Origin of the sequence: Rhizorhabdus histidinilytica, assembly GCF_900167915.1 — a bacterium.
In the GTDB taxonomy this organism is placed as follows: Bacteria; Pseudomonadota; Alphaproteobacteria; order Sphingomonadales; family Sphingomonadaceae; genus Rhizorhabdus; species Rhizorhabdus histidinilytica.
In genome coordinates this window covers 300,593-317,687 of record NZ_FUYM01000005.1, presented here as the reverse complement: position 1 = coordinate 317,687, position 17,095 = coordinate 300,593, and the positions used below count along the sequence as shown (strand labels likewise).

Sequence of the window (17,095 nt, the reverse complement as noted above, 5' to 3'; positions counted from 1 at the left end):
CTCAACGTGATTAGCGCTTCCGCAGTTCCGCCAGCAATATGTCGCGCGCCGCGTTGACGCGCCCGGCCAGTTCGGCCGAGCCGCCCTGGTCGGGATGGACCCGCGCGACCAGCCGGCGGTGCGCGGCGCGGATCGCGTCGGCATCGGCGCCGGGGGCGACGCCAAGCACGCGGCGGGCCTCTTCCCCGTCCATCGCCGGCGGTGAAGCGGCGCCCATGCGGTCCGGCCGCATCAGCAGCCAGATGCCGGGCAGGAACATCGGCAGCGCGATCATCCACGCGCCGCGGGTCAGCAGCAGCAGACCGCCGAGCGCCGAGGCGGCGGCGGTGAGCTGCTGGCGGTCCAGCCCGCGCCCCCATTGCCACCAGGCGACCGCCGCGGCCGCCAGCAGCAACAGGATCATCCGGCCGCCGCCTGGCTGGGCGCGGCCTGATGCTGGGGCCATTGCGACAGTGCGAGGCCCGCGACCATCTCGCGCAGCTCCTGCCGCGCGGCGACATGACCGATCCCGGCCTCGCTGCCGATCGCCTTGAGATCGAGCAGGGTCAGCCCCTTGGGGAAGAGCTCGCGGTAGATGACACGTTCGGACAGGCCGGGAATCACGCGGAAGCCGACCCGCTTCGACAGCTCCTGCATCGCGTCGGCGACGCGCCGCATGTTGCGCGCCTCGAGGTGCTGGAGGCGGTTGCGCAGCAGCACCCAGTCGACCGTGCCGCCGTCGATCCGGCCGCGCGCCTTGCGTGCCTCCCAGACCAGTTCCGAATAGAAGCTCGGGCGGCGGATCTTGAAGGTCTCGGGGTCGACCTGGCCGATCAGGTCGAGGTCGACGAAGCTGTCGTTGATCGGCGTCACCAGCGTATCGGCGCGGACGATGGCGGCGCGGGCATGTTCGTCGTCGCGGCCCGGCGTGTCGATGACGATGACCTCGTGATCGGCGGCGAAGCCCTCGATCAGATCGTCGAGCAGATGGCCGCGCGCCGGATCGAAGGTCTCGAAGCTCGGCGTGGCCAGCGCCTCGCCGGTGCGTTGCGCGGTCGCCAGCCGGTTCTCGAGATAGCGGGCGAGGGTGCGCTGGCGCGTATCGAGGTCGATCGCGGCGACCCGCCGCCCGGCGGTCGCGAGCGCGACCGCGACGTGGACCGAAGTGGTCGATTTCCCCGATCCGCCCTTTTCGTTGGCGAAGGTGATGAGATGGGCGTTTGGCAAACTATGTTCCCTTCGCCGCACCGCGCTTGATCGAGCGGCCGGCCTTGTCCAAGGAGCGTCTCACTAAACGGGGACTATAATTGGTGCAAATCGTTCGGAACATAGACGATCTCCGGCAGGAGGTCGCAAAATTGAGGATAAGTGGGGCGCCGGTGGCGCTGGTGCCCACCATGGGTGCGCTCCATCGCGGCCATGTCGCGCTGGTGGATGCGGCGCGCAGCCGCGGCTGCCAGGTGGTGGTGTCGATCTTCGTCAACCCCACCCAGTTCGGGCCCAATGAGGATCTCGACGCCTATCCGCGCCGCGAGGCGGCCGACGTGGCGATGCTCGAGGCCGCCGGCGCCGCGCTGCTCTGGGCGCCCGACGTGGCGACGATGTATCCGCAGGATTTCGCTACCAGCATCTCGGTCGGCGGGGTCAGCGAGCGCTGGGACGGCGCGGCCCGCCCGGGCCATTTCGCCGGGGTCGCCACTGTCGTCACCAAGCTGTTCCAGCAGGTGAAGCCGGACATCGCCTTCTTCGGCGAGAAGGATTTCCAGCAGCTTGCGGTGATCCGCCGCTTCGTCGCCGATCTCGACATCGACATCGAGATCATCGGCGTGCCCACCCAGCGCGACGATGATGGTCTCGCCCTGTCCTCGCGCAACGCCTATCTGAGCCCCGAGGAGCGCGTCACCGCGCGCACCCTGCCCCGCGCGCTCGGCGAGGCGGCGGCGGCGATCGGCCGGGGTGGCGACGTCGCGGCGGCACTCGCGGCGGCGACCGCGCGGCTGGCCGAGGCGGGCTTCGACCCGATCGACTATGTCGCGCTGGTCGACGCGGCGACCCTCGAACCGGTCGACCGGCTCGACGGCCCCGCCCGCCTGATCGCCGCGGCCAAGCTCGGCGGCACCCGGCTGATCGACAATCTCGCGGTGGAGCCGGACCTCTGATCTATCCCCCTCCCTTTCAAGGGAGGGGTTAGGGGTGGGTAACGCAGCCAAGGGGTCGATCCCCCTTGGCGGAGTTCTACGGGACGAGCGAGGAGGCTCGCTGCACTCGCCACCCACCCCCGGCCCCTCCCTTGAAAGGGAGGGGAAATTTAAGCCTGTCCCCGCTGCGCCGTTAACCTTGTTGGGGAACGGCGCGGTCGGCCAGCAGAGGCCGTCATCGCTCCCGGGGGAACAGTGGAGCGAGACATGGGTCACAGCCTCAAGTCGCATCAATTCCTGACCGAAGCCCGCCTGCGCGACGCAATGGCGGGGGACATCGACGCCTGCTTCCAGCTCGGCGTCTCCTTCTCGGCGGGGGCCGACGGCTGCCCCCTCGACCTCGTCGCCGCGCACAAATGGTTCAACATCGCCGCGATCGGCGGCAACCTCCGCGCCGCCGAGTGCCGCGCCGAGATCGCCGAGGAGATGACCGCGCGCGAAGTGCTCGAAGCGCAGCGCCAGGCGCGTGCGATGCTGGGGTTCGGAAACCGCCTGGCGGCGTAGTTTGTTTAGCCTCAGGCGCCGGCGCGGGCATCCGCCCGCTTGGCTATCCTCGCAGAAGCTCGGGCGCGCGTTCGCGCTTGCGGAGCCCTGGCGGGCTCCGACGATCAGCTCTGCGTCGGGACGCACCAGCGTCCCGCAAGGCCGAACGGCCGCCCGAGCTACTGCGAGGACAGCCAAGGTCGCGGATGCGACCGCCGGCGCCTGAGGCCTAATCAAAGACTCACGCCCCCTTTCGGAACGGCGTATACTCCTCCAGCCCTTCGATGTTCGCGGCCACCGCTCGGCGCTCCTGGTCCAGATAGTCGGCGACGGCGCGGCGGAAGCCGGCGTGGGGGATGAAGTGCGCGGAGTAGGTCGGCACAGGCTCATAGCCGCGCGCCAGCTTGTGCTCGCCCTGCGCCCCCGCCTCGACCCGGGCGAGGCCGCGCTCGATCGCGGCGTCGATCGCCTGATAGTAGCAGAGCTCGAAATGGAGGAAGGGCACTTCCTCGGTACAGCCCCAGTAGCGGCCGTAGAGCGTGTCGGCGCCGATCAGGTTGAGCGCCCCGGCGATCGGCTCGCCATCGCGCAGCGCCAGCATCAGCAGCACCCTGTCCGCCATCCGCCGCCCGAGCAGCGAGAAGAAGTGGCGGGTCAGATAGGGTCGCCCCCATTTGCGCGATCCGGTATCCTGGTAGAAGCGCCAGAAGGCGTCCCAATGCCGCTCCTCGATCGCGGCGCCGGTCAGGTGGACGATCTCCAGCCCCGCGACCGCCGCGGCACGCTCCTTGCGGATCGCCTTGCGCTTGCGCGACGCGAGCGCGCCGAGGAAGTCTTCGAAGCTGCCATAACCGCGATTGGCCCAGTGGAACTGGCGGTCGGTGCGGATCAGCCAGCCCGCCGCCTCGAACAGCGGCACTTGCTCGGGCGCGACGAAGGTGGCGTGCGCCGACGACAGGCCGTGCTGCTCGACCAGCGCCTCCGCCGCCGCGATCAGCGCCGGGGCGAGGCCGGGATCGCGGAGCAGCAGCCGGGGCCCAGGCACCGGGCTGAACGGCACCGCGATCTGCAGCTTGGGATAATAGTCGCCGCCCGCGCGCTGCCAGGCGTCGGCCCAGGCATGGTCGAACACATATTCGCCCTGGCTGTGGCTCTTCGCATAGGCGGGCAGGATCGCGGCGGGGCGGGCGTCATTGCCGTCGATGACGATAGGGATCGGCTGCCAGCCGGTGCGCGCGGTGGCGCTGCCCGACTCCTCCAGGATCGACAGGAAATCGTGCGAGACGAACGGGTTGTCGTCGCCCGCGCACGCGTCCCACGCGTCCCGATCGATGCTGCATACCCCCTCCGCCGTCCGGGCGGTGACGGGCTCTACCATCCCGGCGCCTCGAAGATGATCTGGTCGGCGCAATCGGCGGCGATCGCCTGCTGTTCGGCCGATCCGACCGTCCAGGCCAGGATCGGGATGCCGCGCTTGCGCTGGCGCTGGGCGAAGCGGCTCGGCAGGTCGCGAATGTCGACCGCCAGGAATTCGGGGCGCGAACGCCAGATCGCCTTGATCTGCTCGGCCCCCGCCTCGCGCGCGTAGACACTGTCGTCGGACAGCATCAGTCCGCGGGTGATGCGACTGCCGTGCGAGGCGAACCAGCGCGGCACCTCGGGATGGAGCGACATCACCGCCGCCTCGCCGCGATAGCCTTCGATCGCGTGGCGCACGGCGACGCAGAGCTGCGAGACATGGCCCTCGATCGTGCGGAGCTCGACCAGCACCGGGGTGCGGCCCGCGACCAGGCCCAATATCTCCTTGAGCTGGGGGATCGTCTCCTCGCTGCCGCGCAGGCGGACCTCGCCGAGATGCTTGCTCGACAAATGCCGGACCTGGCCGCTCTCGCCGGTCATCCGCTCGATCGTCGGATCGGCGATGACATAGGCCAGGCCGTCGAGGCTGAACTGGACGTCGACCTTGACGCCATAGCCCATCGCCACGGCCGCCTCGATCGCGGCGCGGCTGTTCTCGGGATGGCGGCTGCCGTGCAGGCCCCTGTTGGCGAAGGGGGTGCGCGTCAGGAAGCCGACGCGCCGGGCGTCGGGGACCGGAAAACGCCAGCGATCAAAGAGTCCGAACAGCGACAATGGCATCGACCTCCACGGCCGCGCCGAGCGGCAGCACCGGAACCCCGACCGCACTGCGCGCATGGCGGCCGGCGTCGCCGAACACGGCCTGCATCAGCTCGGATGCGCCGTTGGCGACCTTGGGCTGGTCGGTGAAGTCGGTGGTCGACGCGATGAAGGCGCCCAGCTTGACGATCCGCTCGACCCGCGACAGGTCGCCGCCCAGCGCCGCCTTGATCTGCGCGATCAGCATGATGCCGCAGCGCTTCGCCGCTTCGGCACCCTCCTCCAGTGTCACGTCCTGGCCGAGCCGGCCGGTGATCAGGCTGCCGTCGGCGCGGAAGGGGAGCTGGCCCGAGATATGGAGCAGGCCGTTCGCCTCGACCGCCGGCACATAGGCGGCGACCGGCGCGGCGGGGGCCGGAAGTTCGATCCCCAGTTCGGCAAGGCGGCTGTCGATGGTCATGGGGTTTCTTTCCTGTAGTCCCCGCCAAGCGTCAAGCGGGCTGTTAACAGACTCTCAGGCGAAGCGCGCGACGATCCAGGGCAGCGCCTCCGCCCAGTCGTCGATCCGGGCATGCGCGTCGGCGGCGGGCGCGCGGTGGCGGGCGAGGCGCGGCTCGGCGATCATGTGCAGCCGCCAGACCTCCGGCGCGTGCCGCGCGACCGAGGCGTGATGGTGGGGCAGGTCGTCGACGAACACCGTCGCCGACGGCCGGTACTCGGCGACCAGGTCGGCGACCGGCTGGCCCTTGCCGCCCTGATTGCACTGGACGCGGTGGCGGATGCCGACCGCCTCGAGCTGCGCGACCCGGCCGGCGTGGAACTGGTCGGTCAGGTTGGTGAGGACGACGATGTCGGCCAGTTCGGCGATCGTCGCCAGCGCGCGGGCGGCATGGGGGACCAGCGTCTGGCGGTGCATCTCGGTGGTGAAGAAGGCGTCGAGCAGCGGGCCGATATGCTCCTCCTCGACCGGGCTGCTGTCGGCGCGGCGGGTGAGCGCGCCGCTGAAGTCGGGCCGCTCCATCGCGAAGTCGATCGCGTGCGCCTCGTCGAGCCAAGCGCCGAAGGGCGTGACCATGTGGAGCAGCACCTCGTCGCAGTCGGTGATCAGCAACGGCCGGCCGCCGGTCGCGCGTATCGTCGCGTTGGACGTCACGACAGCGCCTCCCGCGCGCGGATCAGCTCGGTCGGCGTCGCGCCGATCGCCTCGGCGCAGGCGACAAGGTCGGGCTCGTGCCCCGACAGGAAATCAAGCAGCGCGCCGAGGATCGCGGGGTCGGTCGCGCCGGCGCGCAGCGCATCGGGGGTCAGCCCGGTCAGGTCGAGCAGCCGGCGCGCGCGGGCCGGGTCGTCGAGCGTCCAGGCGAGCGCCTTGAGCCCGGTCACCAGCGACGCATCGTCGCCGGGACCGCGGGAATTTGCGGGATTTGATTCCGCGAAGGGCATGACGTAGGCTCGCCGCTCGGTTAGATGTGGCTGCCGTGGCGAAAAAAATCCTGATTGTCGAGGATAATGAGCTGAATCTCCGGCTCTTTCGCGACCTGCTCGAAGCGCATGGCGCGGAGGTCAGGACGGTCCGCGACGCGCGCGAGGCGCTCGACGCCATCCGCCTCTTCCTGCCCCAGCTCGTGATCATGGACATCCAGCTGCCGCACATCAGCGGGGTCGAGCTGATTCGCATGATGAAGGCCGACGGGCAGCTCGAGGCGATCCCGGTGATGGCGGTGACCGCCTATGCCGGCAAGGGCGACGAGAGCCGGGTGCGCGAGGCGGGCGCCGACGCCTATGTGTCGAAGCCGATCTCGGTGTCGCGCTTCGTGATCGCGGTCGAGGAACTGGCCGGCTCGCTCGGCGGCTTCATCCGCGCGGGATAAGGCAGGGGCACTCCTTCCCGTCATCCCGGCGGAGGCCGGGATCTCGGGAGAGAGGAGAAGAGGCCGAGGCAGGAGCCGCCTGAGATGCCGGCCTCCGCCGGCGTGACGGGAATTGGGGGAAACGGAGCCGCAGGCTCCGCAAGGCCGAACGGCCGCCCGAGCTTTTGCGAGGAAAGCCAAGGCCAGCGGATGCTGGCCGCCCGGCGCTTGAGGGCTAAACAAACAAGCCCGAACAAACGAAAACACCCGCCGGAAGGCGGGTGTCTTTCGACCGGTAGGCCGCGGGCGCGAAGCCCGCGCGGCGCTTACTTGATCTTGGCTTCCTTGAAGTCGACATGCTTGCGCACGACCGGATCGTACTTGCGGAAGCTCAGCTTCTCGGTCTGGGTGCGCGGATTCTTCTTGGTGACGTAGAAGAAGCCGGTGTCGGCGGTGCTGACGAGCTTGATCTTGACGGTGGTCGGCTTGGCCATGACCCGAAACCCTTAATCGCTGTGCAAAAAATAAAGCGGCGTCGCGCGCCGCTGTTCGGATGGGCCCTTAATGGCGGAAGGGGGCCAGAGTCAAGGATGCTGTGGATATCCCGGATCGACCCGCTGATCGAATCGGTCGATTTCTGCGACCGAGGATTTTCAGGCGACGCTCGCGACACCTTTTGTCACGATGATCGTTGACGAGCCGAATCGAGAAGGGAGCACCCGAGATCATGGCCAAGAAACCGAAGTCCGCCCTGGCGACCCCCACCGACCTGCAGAGCAACAGCGCGATGAGCGTCGCCGACGCGCTGAACGGCATCCTGGCCGACAGCTTCGCGCTCTATTTCAAGACGAAGAATTTCCACTGGCATGTGTCGGGTCCGCATTTCCGGGACTATCACCTGTTGATGGACGATCAGGCGGCGCAGATCCTGGCGACCACCGACGTGATCGCCGAGCGGGTCCGCAAGACCGGCAACACCACGCTGCGCTCGGTCGGCGACATCGCCCGGCGTCAGTCGATCAAGGACAATGACGCCGACTTCGTCAGCGCGCAGGACATGCTCAAGGAACTGCGCGACGACAATCTCGCGCTGGTCGCCAAGCTGCGCGAGGCCAAGGAGATCGTCGACGCCGCCAAGGACAATGCCACCAGCGGCATCCTGGACGAATGGACCGACCAGGCCGAGGAGCGTGCCTGGTTCCTGTTCGAGACCGCGCGGAACGCCTGACTCCCCCTCCCTTTCAAGGGAGGGGGTCGGGGGGTGGGTGGCGAGCGTCAGCGAGCCCCCTTTCCCGTCCTCGTTCCGAAACCGCCGCCGAGGGCATCGAGCCCCTCGGCTCCGTCACCCGACCCCCAACCCTCCCTTGAAAGGGAGGGGGGTATTGGCGGATTGACCTTCTCCCCCGCTTCCCCTACCGCGGCCGCGTCATCCGGGGAGTAGCCGGCCGCCTGCGGGCGGGGATCGCGTCAACATGCTTGGGGGAGACCCCATGGCGCGATCGAGCTTTCGAGCTTGGCAAGACCGATGACACCCGACCTCCGCCTGCCGGGCGGGGGGTCTGGTGTCGTCCGTCCACTGTCCGCCCGGCCCGGAATGTTCGCATGGATGTGATCCTCGCCTCGACCCTGCTCGTCGCCTTCGCCGAGATCGGCGACAAGACGATGCTGCTCGCCATCATCCTCGCCTGCCGCTTCCGCGCGCCGGTGCCGATCATCCTCGGCATCTTCGTCGCCACCATCGTCAATCATGCGCTCGCCGCCTGGGCGGGCTCGGCGGTGTCGGGGCTCCTCGACGGCACCTGGTTCCGCCTCGCGGTCGCGCTCGGCTTCCTCGCCATGGCGGTGTGGACGCTGGTCCCCGACACGATCGACGAGGACGAGGCTGCGGTGAAGCCCGCTCGTTACGGCGTCTTCCTGACCACTGTCGTCGCCTTCTTCATGGCCGAGATGGGCGACAAGACCCAGATCGCCACCGTCGCGCTCGGTGCGCGCTACCACGCGGTCGAGCTGGTCGCGATCGGCACCACGCTGGGCATGATGATCGCCAACGTCCCCGCCGTCTTCCTGGGCGACCGGATCACCCGGATCGTGCCGCTCAAGGCGATGCGCGTCGCCGCCGCGGCGATCTTCGCGGTCCTCGGCGTGCTGGCGCTGCGCGAGCTGCTGTGATTCTCTCCTCGTCCTTCATGCCGGCGGAGGCTGGCATGACGGGCGGGGCGGGGAAGCGGAGCCGAATCGGCCGGGTCCGTTGTCAGCCGGGCCGCGCTGCTTTAAGGCGCGGCGCGTCATGACCGCGCAGATCATCATCGCCGTGCCCAAGGGACGCATCCTCAAGGAGGTGCTGCCGCTGTTCGCCGCGCTCGGCATCGTGCCCGAGCCGGCCTTCGGCGACGAGGACAGCCGGCTGCTGCGCTTCGCCACCAACCGTCCCGACATCGGCCTGATCCGGGTCCGCGCCTTCGACGTCGCGACCTTCGTCGCCCATGGCGCGGCGCAGCTCGGCATCGTCGGGTCGGATGTGCTGATGGAGTTCGACTATTCGGAGCTCTACGCGCCGGTCGACCTCGATATCGGCCATTGCCGCATCTCGGTTGCCGAGCCTGTCGCGATGGCGGCCGGCGACGACCCGCGCGAATGGAGCCATGTCCGCGTCGCGACGAAATATCCGAACATCACCCGCCGCCATTTCGAGGCGCGCGGCGTCCAGGCCGAATGCGTCAAGCTCAACGGCGCGATGGAGATCGCGCCGGTGCTCGGCCTGTCGAGCCGGATCGTCGACCTGGTATCGACCGGCCGGACGCTCAAGGATAACGGCCTCGCCGAGGTCGAGACGATCGCCCAGGTCTCGTCGCGGCTGATCGTCAACCGCGCAGCCTTCAAGACGCGGGCGGCCGAGATCGGCCCGCTGGTCGAGGGTTTCCGCAAGGCGGTAGAGGCCAAGGATGCCGCTTAGGCTCGACAGCCGCGACGCGGACTTCGCCGCCGCCTTCACCGCGCTGGTCGACGGCCGGCGCGAGGCCGACGCCGATGTCTCGCGCGACGTCGCGGCGATCGTCGCGGCAGTGCGTGAGCGGGGCGATGCCGCGCTCGCCGACTATACGCGCCGCTTCGACCGGCACGACCTCGATTCGTCGGGCTGGCGGATTCCGCAGACCGAGTGTGAGGACGCGCTCGCCGCACTCGACGCCGACCTGCGTGCCGCGCTCGAACTCGCCGCCGCGCGCATCGGAGCCTATCACGCCGCCCAGCGCCCTGCCGACAGCAGCCGCACGGACGAGGCCGGCGTCCGCATGGGTGCGCGCTGGGGCGCGGTCGAGGCGGCCGGGCTCTACGTGCCGGGCGGTCGCGCGGCCTATCCCTCCTCGGTGCTGATGAACGCGATCCCCGCCAAGGTCGCCGGAGTCGACCGGATCGTCATGGTGACGCCGACCCCGGAGGGCGTCGTCAACCCGCTGGTGCTCGCCGCCGCCGCGCTTGCCGGGGTCGACGAAGTGTGGCGGATCGGCGGCGCGCAGGCGATCGCCGCGCTCGCTTACGGCACCGAACGGATTCGGCCGGTCGACGTCGTGGTCGGCCCCGGCAACGCCTGGGTCGCCGAGGCGAAGCGCCAGCTCTACGGCGTGGTCGGCATCGACATGGTGGCGGGCCCGTCCGAGATCGTCGTCGTCGCCGACCGCGACAACGACCCCGCCTGGATCGCCGCCGACCTGCTCAGCCAGGCCGAGCATGATCCGACCAGCCAGTCGATCCTGTTCACCGACGACGCCGGCTTCGCCGATGCGGTCGCGGCCGCGGTCGAGGCACAGCTTGGCCGGCTCGCGACCGAGGCGACCGCCCGGGCGAGCTGGGATGCGAACGGCGCGATCGTCACCGTCGCCAGCCTCGACGAGGTGCCCGCGCTCAGCGACCGGCTGGCGCCCGAGCATCTCGAGCTGGCGGTCGCCGATCCACAGGCGCTGTTCGACCGGGTCCGCCATGCCGGCTCCGTCTTCCTCGGCCGCCACGCGCCGGAAGCGGTCGGTGACTATGTCGCCGGTCCCAACCATGTGCTGCCGACCGGGCGCCGGGCGCGCTTCGCCTCGGGTCTGTCGGTGCTGGACTTCATGAAGCGGACCAGCTTCATCGCGCTCGATTCGGCGGCGATCGCCGCGATCGGGCCGGCGGCGGTCGCGCTCGCCACGGCGGAAGGGCTGCCCGCGCACGCGGCATCGGTCGCCGCCAGACTGGAACGATAGGACAATGGCCAAGATCAACGAACGCGCCCGCTCGCGCAGCGCCGCCCGCCTCGCCGCCGCGCAGGCTCTCTACCAGCAGGAGATGGAAGGCACCCCGCTCGCCGCGCTGCTCGACGAATTCCACCAGCACCGGCTGGGCGCGACGATCGAGGATGTCGAATATGCGGCGGCCGAGGTCGCCTTCTTCGACGATCTGGTGAAGGGTGTCGACGCCCGCCGCGCCGAGATCGACACCGCGATCGGTGCGCGGCTGGCGAGCGGCTGGACGCTCGAGCGGCTCGACCGGCCGATGCGGCAGATCCTGCGGGTCGGCGCCTATGAGCTGATCGCCCGCCCCGACGTGCCGACCGCGACGGTGATCAGCGAATATGTCGATGTCGCCGACGCCTTCTACGACAAGAAGGAAAAGGGCTTCGTCAACGGCGTGCTCGACGGCATCGCGAAGGCCGTGCGCGCCTAGGCCCACGCGGGTGACGGTCGACACCACGATCCTCCACGATCCGCTGTTCTGGCTGTTGGGCATCCCGGCGGTCATCCTCATGGGCCTCGGCAAGGGGGGCTTCATCGGCTTCGGCACCCTGGCCATGCCGCTGGTGGCGATGGTCGTGCCGCCGGTCCAGGCGGCGGCGATCGTGCTGCCGCTGCTGATCGTCCAGGACGCGGTCGGCGTCTGGGCCTTCCGCCACAGCTGGGACCGGCACATCATGCGGGTGATGCTGCCGGGCGCGATCCTCGGCATCCTGCTCGGCTATCTCTTCGCTGCCAGCCTGCCGGAAAGCTGGATATTGCTCGCGCTCGGCCTGATCTCCGTCCTGTTCGGCGGGCAGCGGCTGTGGGTCGAGCGCGGCGGCACGCCCGCCCCCGCCCGGGTGCTGCCCGACTGGGTCGGCGTGCTGTGTGCGACCGTCTCGGGGCTGACCAGCCAGATCGCCCATGCCGGCGCCCCGCCCTACCAGCTCTGGGTCTTCCCGCAGAAGCTGCCGCGCGACGTGCTGGTCGGCACCACCGCGATCTTCTTCGCGCTGATGAACTGGATCAAGGTGCCCGCCTATGTCGCTCTCGGCCAGTTCACGCCGGTCAACCTGCTCGCCTCGGCGGCGCTGTTGCCGATCGCGATCCTGGCGACCTTTGCGGGGGTGCGGCTGGTGCGGCGGATCGATCCCGAGCGCTTCTACGTGATGGTCTACGGGCTGACCATGCTGGTCGGGGTCAAGCTGAGCTGGGACGCGGTGAGCCGGCTGGCGGGATGACGGGCTATGAAAAGGCCGGCGATTCAGGGATGGTGACCCGATGAGCGACGAGCGACGCCTGATCGACCGCCTGCGCGGCCTTGCCCGGCATCCGGGCGCGCGGGGGCTGGCCGACGATGCGGCGGTGCTGCCCGCGCCGGTCGGCCGCGACCTGGTGTTCACCCACGACATGCTGGTCGAGGGCGTTCATTATCTCCCCGGCGATCCGGCGGGCGACGTCGCGTGGAAGCTGCTCGCGGTCAATCTCTCCGACCTCGCCGCCAAGGGTGCCGAGCCGATTGGTGTCCTCATGGGCTTCGGCCTGACCGGGGCCGCGGACTGGGACGCGGCGTTCGTCGACGGGCTCGGCCGCGCGCTCGACCATTTCGGGGTACCGCTGCTCGGCGGCGACACGGTTTCCCAGCCGGCGGGTCAGGCGCGGGTGCTGGGCCTCACCGCGATCGGCCAGGCGCCCGCCGGCGGCGTGCCCGACCGGCGCGGCGCGAAGGCCGGCGACCTGCTGGTGTTGACGGGACCGGTCGGCGACGCCGGGCTCGGCCTCCGCGTCGCGCGGGGCGAGATCGAAGGGCCGCGCCGGCTGCTCAAGGCCTATCGTCTGCCGATGCCGCGCCTCGCCGAGGGCCGCGCGCTCGCGCCGCTTGCCGATGCGATGGCCGATGTGTCGGATGGGCTGCTGATCGACGCCGCCCGGATCGCCGACGCCTCGGGCCTCGCCGTCGCGATCGACCTCGACGCGGTGCCGCTGTCGGACGAGGCGCGCGCCTTCGGCAGCGACCGTGCCGCGCGGATCGCCGCCGCGACGGCGGGCGACGATTACCAGCTCATCGCCGCGGTGCCGCCCGGTGCGGCCGCCGCGGCGGCGCGCCACGCGACCGTGATCGGACGGTTCGAAGCGGGCTCGGGTCTCCGTCTCCATGATCGCGACGGTCCCGTGCCGCTGCCCGGGACGCTGGGCTTCGAACATCGGCGCTGATCGGCCAAGTCGAGTGGCCGGTTCGGGAAGTATTGCTGCCCCTTTTTCAGGTTCCGGCCCCTCGGAAATTCGAACCCTTGCGGCGGACGATTAACAAAGACATACAAGGCCGCCACGTGTCGGGGGAGAAAAAAGGGCGGAAAAGCTCGATCCCCGCGCTTACAGAGCGAAGGGAGTCAGGATGCTCATCATACAGGTCGCGATCGGCTGCGGGCTGCTCGCCATATTATACGGGCTGTTTACCAGCCGCCAGGTACTGGCCGCGTCGGCCGGCAATGAAAAGATGCAGGACATCGCCGCGGCGATTCAGGAAGGCGCCCAGGCCTATCTGGGCCGCCAGTATCGCACCATTGCGATCGTCGGCGTCATCGTCGCCGCGCTGGTCTTCTATTTTCTCGGCCTGACCTCGGCGGTCGGCTTCGTCATCGGCGCCCTGCTGTCGGGCGCGGCGGGCTATGTCGGCATGAACATCTCGGTTCGCGCCAATGTCCGCACCGCCGAAGCCGCGCGCACCAGCCTGCAGAGCGGCCTGACCGTCGCCTTCCGCGCGGGCGCCGTCACGGGCGTGCTGGTCGCTGGCCTCGCGCTGCTCGCGATCGCGGTGTTCTACTGGTACCTGACCGGCCCGCGAGGCCATGCGCCCAATGAGCGGATCGTCATCGACGCGCTCGTCGCGCTCGCCTTCGGCGCGTCGCTGATCTCGATCTTCGCGCGTCTCGGCGGCGGCATCTTCACCAAGGCCGCCGATGTCGGCGCCGACCTGGTCGGCAAGGTCGAGGCCGGCATCCCCGAGGACGACCCCCGCAACCCCGCGACCATCGCGGACAATGTCGGCGACAATGTCGGCGATTGCGCCGGCATGGCGGCCGACCTGTTCGAGACCTATGTCGTCACCGTCGGCGCCACCATGGTGCTGACCGCGCTGCTCGTCGCGGGCGACGCGGCCTGGATCGGCAAGCTGATGGCGCTGCCGCTGCTGATCGGCGGCGTGTGCATCATCACCTCGATCATCGGCACCTACATGGTCCGGCTGGGTTCGAACCAGTCGATCATGGGCGCGCTCTACAAGGGCTTCTGGACCACCGCGATCCTGTCGATCCCGGCGATCTACCTCGCGACGCAGCAGGTGCTTGGCGATCTTTCGGCGCCGATCACGGTGGGTGCCACCAGCTTCCCGGCGATGCACATCTTCTATTCGGCGCTCGTCGGCCTCGCCGTCACCGGCCTGCTCGTCTGGATCACCGAATATTATACCGGCACCAGCTATCGCCCGGTCCGCTCGATCGCCAAGTCGTCCGAGACCGGCCATGGCACCAACGTCATCCAGGGCCTCGCGATCAGCCTCGAATCGACCGCGCTGCCGACGATCGTGATCTGCGTCGGCATCGTCGTCGCCTATCAGCTCGCCGGCCTGATCGGCATCGCCTTCGCGGCGACCGCGATGCTGGCGTTGGCCGGCATGGTCGTGGCACTCGACGCCTATGGCCCGGTCACCGACAATGCCGGCGGCATCGCCGAGATGTCGGGCCTGGACGACAGCGTCCGCGTCAAGACCGACGCGCTCGACGCGGTCGGCAACACCACCAAGGCGGTGACCAAGGGCTATGCGATCGGTTCGGCCGGCCTCGCCGCGCTGGTGCTGTTCGGCGCCTACACCACCGACCTGGGCATCTACTTCCCCGACCTCCAGGTCGATTTCTCGCTGAGCAACCCCTATGTCATCGTCGGGCTGCTGCTCGGCGCGCTGCTGCCCTATATCTTCGGCGCCTTCGGGATGACCGCGGTGGGCCGCGCGGCGGGTTCGGTGGTCGAGGAGGTGCGCGCCCAGTTCCGCGACAATCCGGGCATCATGGAAGGCACCAGCCGTCCCAACTATGCCCGCACCGTCGACCTGGTCACCAAGGCGGCGATCAAGGAGATGATCGTCCCCTCGCTGCTGCCGGTGCTGGCGCCGATCGTCGTCTATTTCGTCATCGCGCAGGTCGCGGGCCAGCCCAACGGCTTCGCCGCGCTCGGCGCGCTGCTGCTCGGCGTGATCGTGTCCGGCCTGTTCGTCGCCATCTCGATGACCTCGGGCGGCGGCGCATGGGACAATGCCAAGAAATATATCGAGGACGGCAACCATGGCGGCAAGGGATCGGACGCGCACAAGGCGGCCGTGACTGGCGACACCGTCGGCGATCCCTATAAGGACACCGCAGGTCCCGCCGTGAACCCGATGATCAAGATCACCAACATCGTCGCGCTGCTGCTGCTGGCCGCGCTGGCCCACGCCGCGATGTAAAGGCGGTCCACCGCAAAATGACGAGGCCCGTCCGGAGCGATCCGGGCGGGCCCTTTTTTCTTGCGCCGTCGCTCGCTATCCTGCGGGAGTCAGAAAAGGAAAGGCCGGTGCGGTTGGCCCGGCCCCCGCCCCTCGCGGGTCCTGGCCGTCGCCGGAACAGCTTTCCGGCCGCGAGCCCCATGACCTGGCACGCCGGTGCAGCCCGCGCCGGCCGACGAAGGGTTGTGGACATGATGCAGCAGGTTTCGGTGATCACCCTCGGCACGACCGACCTTGCCCGGTCGCGGCGTTTCTACGGCGACGGCTTCGGCTGGACGCCGGTGTTCGAGAATGACGAGATCATCTTCTACCAGATGAACGGGCTGGTGCTCGGCACCTTCCTCAAGGCGGCGCTGGAGGAGGACATGAACCGCGCAGGCCTGGAACAGCGCGGCGCCTTCGCGCTCGCGCACAACGTCGCCGCGCGCGAGCTGGTCGCGCCGCTGATGGAGCGGCTGGTCGCGGCCGGCGGCGCGCTGCTGCGCCCGGCCGATGCGCCGCCGCATGGCGGCTTTCGCGGCTATGTCGCCGATCCCGACGAACATGCCTGGGAAATCGCCTGGAACCCCGGCTTCGCGATCGACGACGAGGGACGGGTGAGGTTCGGCCTATGATCGGCAAGGCAATGACGGGTCGCTGGCGGCCGATGCGCGTGGACGACCTGACAGCGGTGGCGGCGATCTCCGACACCGTCCACGGCGCGGCCTATACCGAGCGGCCCGCCATCTATGTCGAGCGGCTCGCGCTCTATCCCGCCGGCTGCCATGTGTTCGTGCGCGGCGACGGCGGGCCGGTCGAGGGCTATCTGATCAGCCATCCCTGGCGGCGCGACGATCCGCCGAAGCTCGACCGGCCGCTCGGCGCGATCCCGTCCGACGCCGACGGCTATTATCTCCACGATCTCGCGCTGCTGGCTTCGGCGCAGGGCACGGGGGCGGGCCGGGCCGCGCTGGCACTGGTCCTGCGCCAGGCCGTGGCGGCGGGCTTCGACGACGTCACCCTGACCGCGGTCAACGGCGCCGACGGCTTCTGGGCGGCGCAGGGCTTCGCCTATGCCGATCGCGACGGGCCGTCGCCCTATGGCCCCGGCACGCACCTCATGCGGCGGACGGCGGCGATGTGGTAAAGCGCGGCGGCGGCCGGTAGACCGGGGCGATGCAGCTCGTCTTCCTCCACGGCCCGGTCGCCGCCGGCAAGCTCACCGTCGCGCGGCTGGTCGCCGAGCGGACCGGCATCGCACTGTTCCACAACCATCTGGTGGTCGATGCGGTGGCGGCCGTATTCCCCTTCGGCTCGCCCGAATTCATCCGGCTGCGTGAGCATTTCTGGATCGAGACGATCGCCGCGGCGGCGCGCGAGGGCCGATCGCTGATCTTCACCTTCGCGCCCGAACCCAGCGTCGCCGCCGATTTCCCCGAACGGATGTCGGCGATCGTCGCCGCGGCGGGCGGGCGGGTGCTCCACGTCGCACTGACCCTGTCCGATGCGGAGCAGGAGCGGCGCCTGGTCGCCGCGGATCGCGCCGCCTTCGGGAAGCTCCGCTCGGTCGAGCTGCTGCGCAGCCTGCGCCCCGGCCTCGCCGCCTGCCTCGCGGCGATGCCGGCGCCCGACCTTCGGATCGACAGCGGCGCGACGTCGGCAAGCGATGCCGCCGACATCATCGTCGCGGCGCTGCGGGGCGATTGA

The 17,095-nt window shown here is 69.6% G+C and carries 22 protein-coding genes and 1 riboswitch; of the genes, 14 read left to right on the top strand and 8 right to left on the bottom strand.

The genetic code is table 11. The features are described from left to right. Nucleotides 1-10: 10 nt before the first annotated feature. Complete coding sequence (locus B5X82_RS13420) at nucleotides 11-403, bottom strand: J domain-containing protein (protein ID WP_079648655.1); 393 nt, start codon at nucleotides 401-403, stop codon at nucleotides 11-13. Next, nucleotides 400-1,206, bottom strand: coding sequence for a division plane positioning ATPase MipZ (locus B5X82_RS13415; RefSeq protein ID WP_079648654.1), 807 nt, complete (start codon nucleotides 1,204-1,206; stop codon nucleotides 400-402). The genes B5X82_RS13420 and B5X82_RS13415 overlap by 4 nt, the downstream gene beginning before the upstream one ends. A gap of 83 nt (nucleotides 1,207-1,289) precedes the next feature. Here B5X82_RS13415 and panC point away from each other — a divergent pair, with 83 nt between their 5' ends. Both panC and B5X82_RS13405 read left to right on the top strand, forming a co-directional pair. Continuing rightward, complete coding sequence (gene panC / locus B5X82_RS13410) at nucleotides 1,290-2,138, top strand: pantoate--beta-alanine ligase (RefSeq protein ID WP_079648777.1); 849 nt, start codon at nucleotides 1,290-1,292, stop codon at nucleotides 2,136-2,138. Nucleotides 2,139-2,384: 246 nt separating this feature from the next. Further along, on the top strand, nucleotides 2,385-2,681 hold the full coding sequence (locus B5X82_RS13405) for a hypothetical protein (RefSeq protein WP_012048991.1): 297 nt from the start codon (nucleotides 2,385-2,387) through the stop codon (nucleotides 2,679-2,681). A 220-nt stretch (nucleotides 2,682-2,901) separates the two neighbouring features. Here B5X82_RS13405 and B5X82_RS13400 read toward each other — a convergent pair whose 3' ends face one another. From B5X82_RS13400 to B5X82_RS13380, 5 genes are all read right to left on the bottom strand, one after another. Next, the gene (locus B5X82_RS13400; protein WP_079648653.1) at nucleotides 2,902-4,038 is read right to left on the bottom strand and encodes a GNAT family N-acetyltransferase; all 1,137 of its coding nucleotides are present in this window, start codon (nucleotides 4,036-4,038) and stop codon (nucleotides 2,902-2,904) included. After that, a complete protein-coding gene (locus tag B5X82_RS13395) occupies nucleotides 4,032-4,799 on the bottom strand; it encodes a glycerophosphodiester phosphodiesterase family protein (protein ID WP_235862687.1) in 768 nt (255 codons plus the stop codon). Before B5X82_RS13395 ends, B5X82_RS13400 begins: the two co-directional genes overlap by 7 nt. Continuing rightward, the gene (locus B5X82_RS13390) at nucleotides 4,771-5,238 is read right to left on the bottom strand and encodes a RidA family protein (protein WP_079648651.1); all 468 of its coding nucleotides are present in this window, start codon (nucleotides 5,236-5,238) and stop codon (nucleotides 4,771-4,773) included. The genes B5X82_RS13395 and B5X82_RS13390 overlap by 29 nt, the downstream gene beginning before the upstream one ends. A gap of 54 nt (nucleotides 5,239-5,292) precedes the next feature. After that, entirely contained in the window at nucleotides 5,293-5,853 is a 561-nt protein-coding gene (locus tag B5X82_RS13385; RefSeq protein WP_079648776.1) for a hypothetical protein, read from the bottom strand. Between the two features lie 74 nt (nucleotides 5,854-5,927). Next, entirely contained in the window at nucleotides 5,928-6,161 is a 234-nt protein-coding gene (locus tag B5X82_RS13380) for a DUF3572 domain-containing protein (RefSeq protein ID WP_030092700.1), read from the bottom strand. A 95-nt stretch (nucleotides 6,162-6,256) separates the two neighbouring features. Here B5X82_RS13380 and B5X82_RS13375 point away from each other — a divergent pair, with 95 nt between their 5' ends. Beyond that, nucleotides 6,257-6,649, top strand: coding sequence for a response regulator (locus B5X82_RS13375; protein WP_176152556.1), 393 nt, complete (start codon nucleotides 6,257-6,259; stop codon nucleotides 6,647-6,649). A gap of 305 nt (nucleotides 6,650-6,954) precedes the next feature. Here the strand turns inward: B5X82_RS13375 and rpmG are convergent, their stop codons facing one another. Beyond that, nucleotides 6,955-7,122, bottom strand: a complete 168-nt coding sequence (rpmG, locus tag B5X82_RS13370) for a 50S ribosomal protein L33 (RefSeq protein WP_010125625.1) — start codon at nucleotides 7,120-7,122, stop codon at nucleotides 6,955-6,957. A 233-nt stretch (nucleotides 7,123-7,355) separates the two neighbouring features. Here rpmG and B5X82_RS13365 point away from each other — a divergent pair, with 233 nt between their 5' ends. The 11 genes from B5X82_RS13365 (at nucleotide 7,356) to B5X82_RS13315 (ending at nucleotide 17,095) form a co-directional block, all read left to right on the top strand. Next, a complete protein-coding gene (locus B5X82_RS13365; RefSeq protein ID WP_079648649.1) occupies nucleotides 7,356-7,856 on the top strand; it encodes a Dps family protein in 501 nt (166 codons plus the stop codon). A 198-nt stretch (nucleotides 7,857-8,054) separates the two neighbouring features. Beyond that, nucleotides 8,055-8,228: riboswitch (yybP-ykoY riboswitch) on the top strand. Nucleotides 8,229-8,230: 2 nt separating this feature from the next. Next, nucleotides 8,231-8,797, top strand: coding sequence for a TMEM165/GDT1 family protein (locus B5X82_RS13360; protein ID WP_079648648.1), 567 nt, complete (start codon nucleotides 8,231-8,233; stop codon nucleotides 8,795-8,797). Nucleotides 8,798-8,915: 118 nt separating this feature from the next. Further along, nucleotides 8,916-9,581, top strand: a complete 666-nt coding sequence (hisG, locus tag B5X82_RS13355) for an ATP phosphoribosyltransferase (protein WP_079648647.1) — start codon at nucleotides 8,916-8,918, stop codon at nucleotides 9,579-9,581. Beyond that, entirely contained in the window at nucleotides 9,571-10,863 is a 1,293-nt protein-coding gene (hisD, locus tag B5X82_RS13350; RefSeq protein WP_079648646.1) for a histidinol dehydrogenase, read from the top strand. The genes hisG and hisD overlap by 11 nt, the downstream gene beginning before the upstream one ends. Nucleotides 10,864-10,867: 4 nt before the next feature. Then, nucleotides 10,868-11,323 carry a transcription antitermination factor NusB gene (gene nusB, locus B5X82_RS13345; RefSeq protein ID WP_079648645.1) on the top strand — a complete coding sequence of 152 codons (456 nt, stop codon included), beginning with the start codon at nucleotides 10,868-10,870 and terminating at the stop codon, nucleotides 11,321-11,323. A gap of 10 nt (nucleotides 11,324-11,333) precedes the next feature. Continuing rightward, on the top strand, nucleotides 11,334-12,113 hold the full coding sequence (locus tag B5X82_RS13340; RefSeq protein WP_079648644.1) for a sulfite exporter TauE/SafE family protein: 780 nt from the start codon (nucleotides 11,334-11,336) through the stop codon (nucleotides 12,111-12,113). A gap of 40 nt (nucleotides 12,114-12,153) precedes the next feature. Then, nucleotides 12,154-13,086: a thiamine-phosphate kinase gene (thiL, locus tag B5X82_RS13335; protein ID WP_079648643.1), complete on the top strand. Its 933-nt coding sequence runs from the start codon at nucleotides 12,154-12,156 to the stop codon at nucleotides 13,084-13,086. A 181-nt stretch (nucleotides 13,087-13,267) separates the two neighbouring features. Beyond that, nucleotides 13,268-15,370 carry a sodium-translocating pyrophosphatase gene (locus tag B5X82_RS13330; protein WP_079648642.1) on the top strand — a complete coding sequence of 701 codons (2,103 nt, stop codon included), beginning with the start codon at nucleotides 13,268-13,270 and terminating at the stop codon, nucleotides 15,368-15,370. Between the two features lie 230 nt (nucleotides 15,371-15,600). After that, a complete protein-coding gene (locus B5X82_RS13325; protein WP_079648641.1) occupies nucleotides 15,601-16,023 on the top strand; it encodes a VOC family protein in 423 nt (140 codons plus the stop codon). Beyond that, nucleotides 16,020-16,535, top strand: coding sequence for a GNAT family N-acetyltransferase (locus B5X82_RS13320; RefSeq protein WP_079648640.1), 516 nt, complete (start codon nucleotides 16,020-16,022; stop codon nucleotides 16,533-16,535). Before B5X82_RS13325 ends, B5X82_RS13320 begins: the two co-directional genes overlap by 4 nt. Nucleotides 16,536-16,564: 29 nt before the next feature. Next, nucleotides 16,565-17,095, top strand: coding sequence for a P-loop NTPase family protein (locus tag B5X82_RS13315; protein WP_079648639.1), 531 nt, complete (start codon nucleotides 16,565-16,567; stop codon nucleotides 17,093-17,095).

Excerpts from the sequence above, each read along its gene's own strand:
- B5X82_RS13420 (WP_079648655.1), bottom strand. The coding sequence starts at position 403 with ATGATCCTGTTGCTGCTGGCGGCCGCGGCGGTCGCCTGGTGGCAATGG.
- B5X82_RS13320 (WP_079648640.1), top strand. The coding sequence starts at position 16,020 with ATGATCGGCAAGGCAATGACGGGTCGCTGGCGGCCGATGCGCGTGGAC.
- B5X82_RS13315 (WP_079648639.1), top strand. The coding sequence starts at position 16,565 with ATGCAGCTCGTCTTCCTCCACGGCCCGGTCGCCGCCGGCAAGCTCACC.
- B5X82_RS13325 (WP_079648641.1), top strand. The coding sequence starts at position 15,601 with ATGATGCAGCAGGTTTCGGTGATCACCCTCGGCACGACCGACCTTGCC.
- B5X82_RS13365 (WP_079648649.1), top strand. The coding sequence starts at position 7,356 with ATGGCCAAGAAACCGAAGTCCGCCCTGGCGACCCCCACCGACCTGCAG.
- B5X82_RS13330 (WP_079648642.1), top strand. The coding sequence starts at position 13,268 with ATGCTCATCATACAGGTCGCGATCGGCTGCGGGCTGCTCGCCATATTA.
- hisG (WP_079648647.1), top strand. The coding sequence starts at position 8,916 with ATGACCGCGCAGATCATCATCGCCGTGCCCAAGGGACGCATCCTCAAG.
- B5X82_RS13360 (WP_079648648.1), top strand. The coding sequence starts at position 8,231 with ATGGATGTGATCCTCGCCTCGACCCTGCTCGTCGCCTTCGCCGAGATC.
- B5X82_RS13400 (WP_079648653.1), bottom strand. The coding sequence starts at position 4,038 with ATGGTAGAGCCCGTCACCGCCCGGACGGCGGAGGGGGTATGCAGCATC.
- B5X82_RS13405 (WP_012048991.1), top strand. The coding sequence starts at position 2,385 with ATGGGTCACAGCCTCAAGTCGCATCAATTCCTGACCGAAGCCCGCCTG.
- B5X82_RS13395 (WP_235862687.1), bottom strand. The coding sequence starts at position 4,799 with ATGCCATTGTCGCTGTTCGGACTCTTTGATCGCTGGCGTTTTCCGGTC.
- hisD (WP_079648646.1), top strand. The coding sequence starts at position 9,571 with ATGCCGCTTAGGCTCGACAGCCGCGACGCGGACTTCGCCGCCGCCTTC.
- thiL (WP_079648643.1), top strand. The coding sequence starts at position 12,154 with ATGAGCGACGAGCGACGCCTGATCGACCGCCTGCGCGGCCTTGCCCGG.
- nusB (WP_079648645.1), top strand. The coding sequence starts at position 10,868 with ATGGCCAAGATCAACGAACGCGCCCGCTCGCGCAGCGCCGCCCGCCTC.
- B5X82_RS13390 (WP_079648651.1), bottom strand. The coding sequence starts at position 5,238 with ATGACCATCGACAGCCGCCTTGCCGAACTGGGGATCGAACTTCCGGCC.
- B5X82_RS13385 (WP_079648776.1), bottom strand. The coding sequence starts at position 5,853 with ATGGTCACGCCCTTCGGCGCTTGGCTCGACGAGGCGCACGCGATCGAC.
- rpmG (WP_010125625.1), bottom strand. The coding sequence starts at position 7,122 with ATGGCCAAGCCGACCACCGTCAAGATCAAGCTCGTCAGCACCGCCGAC.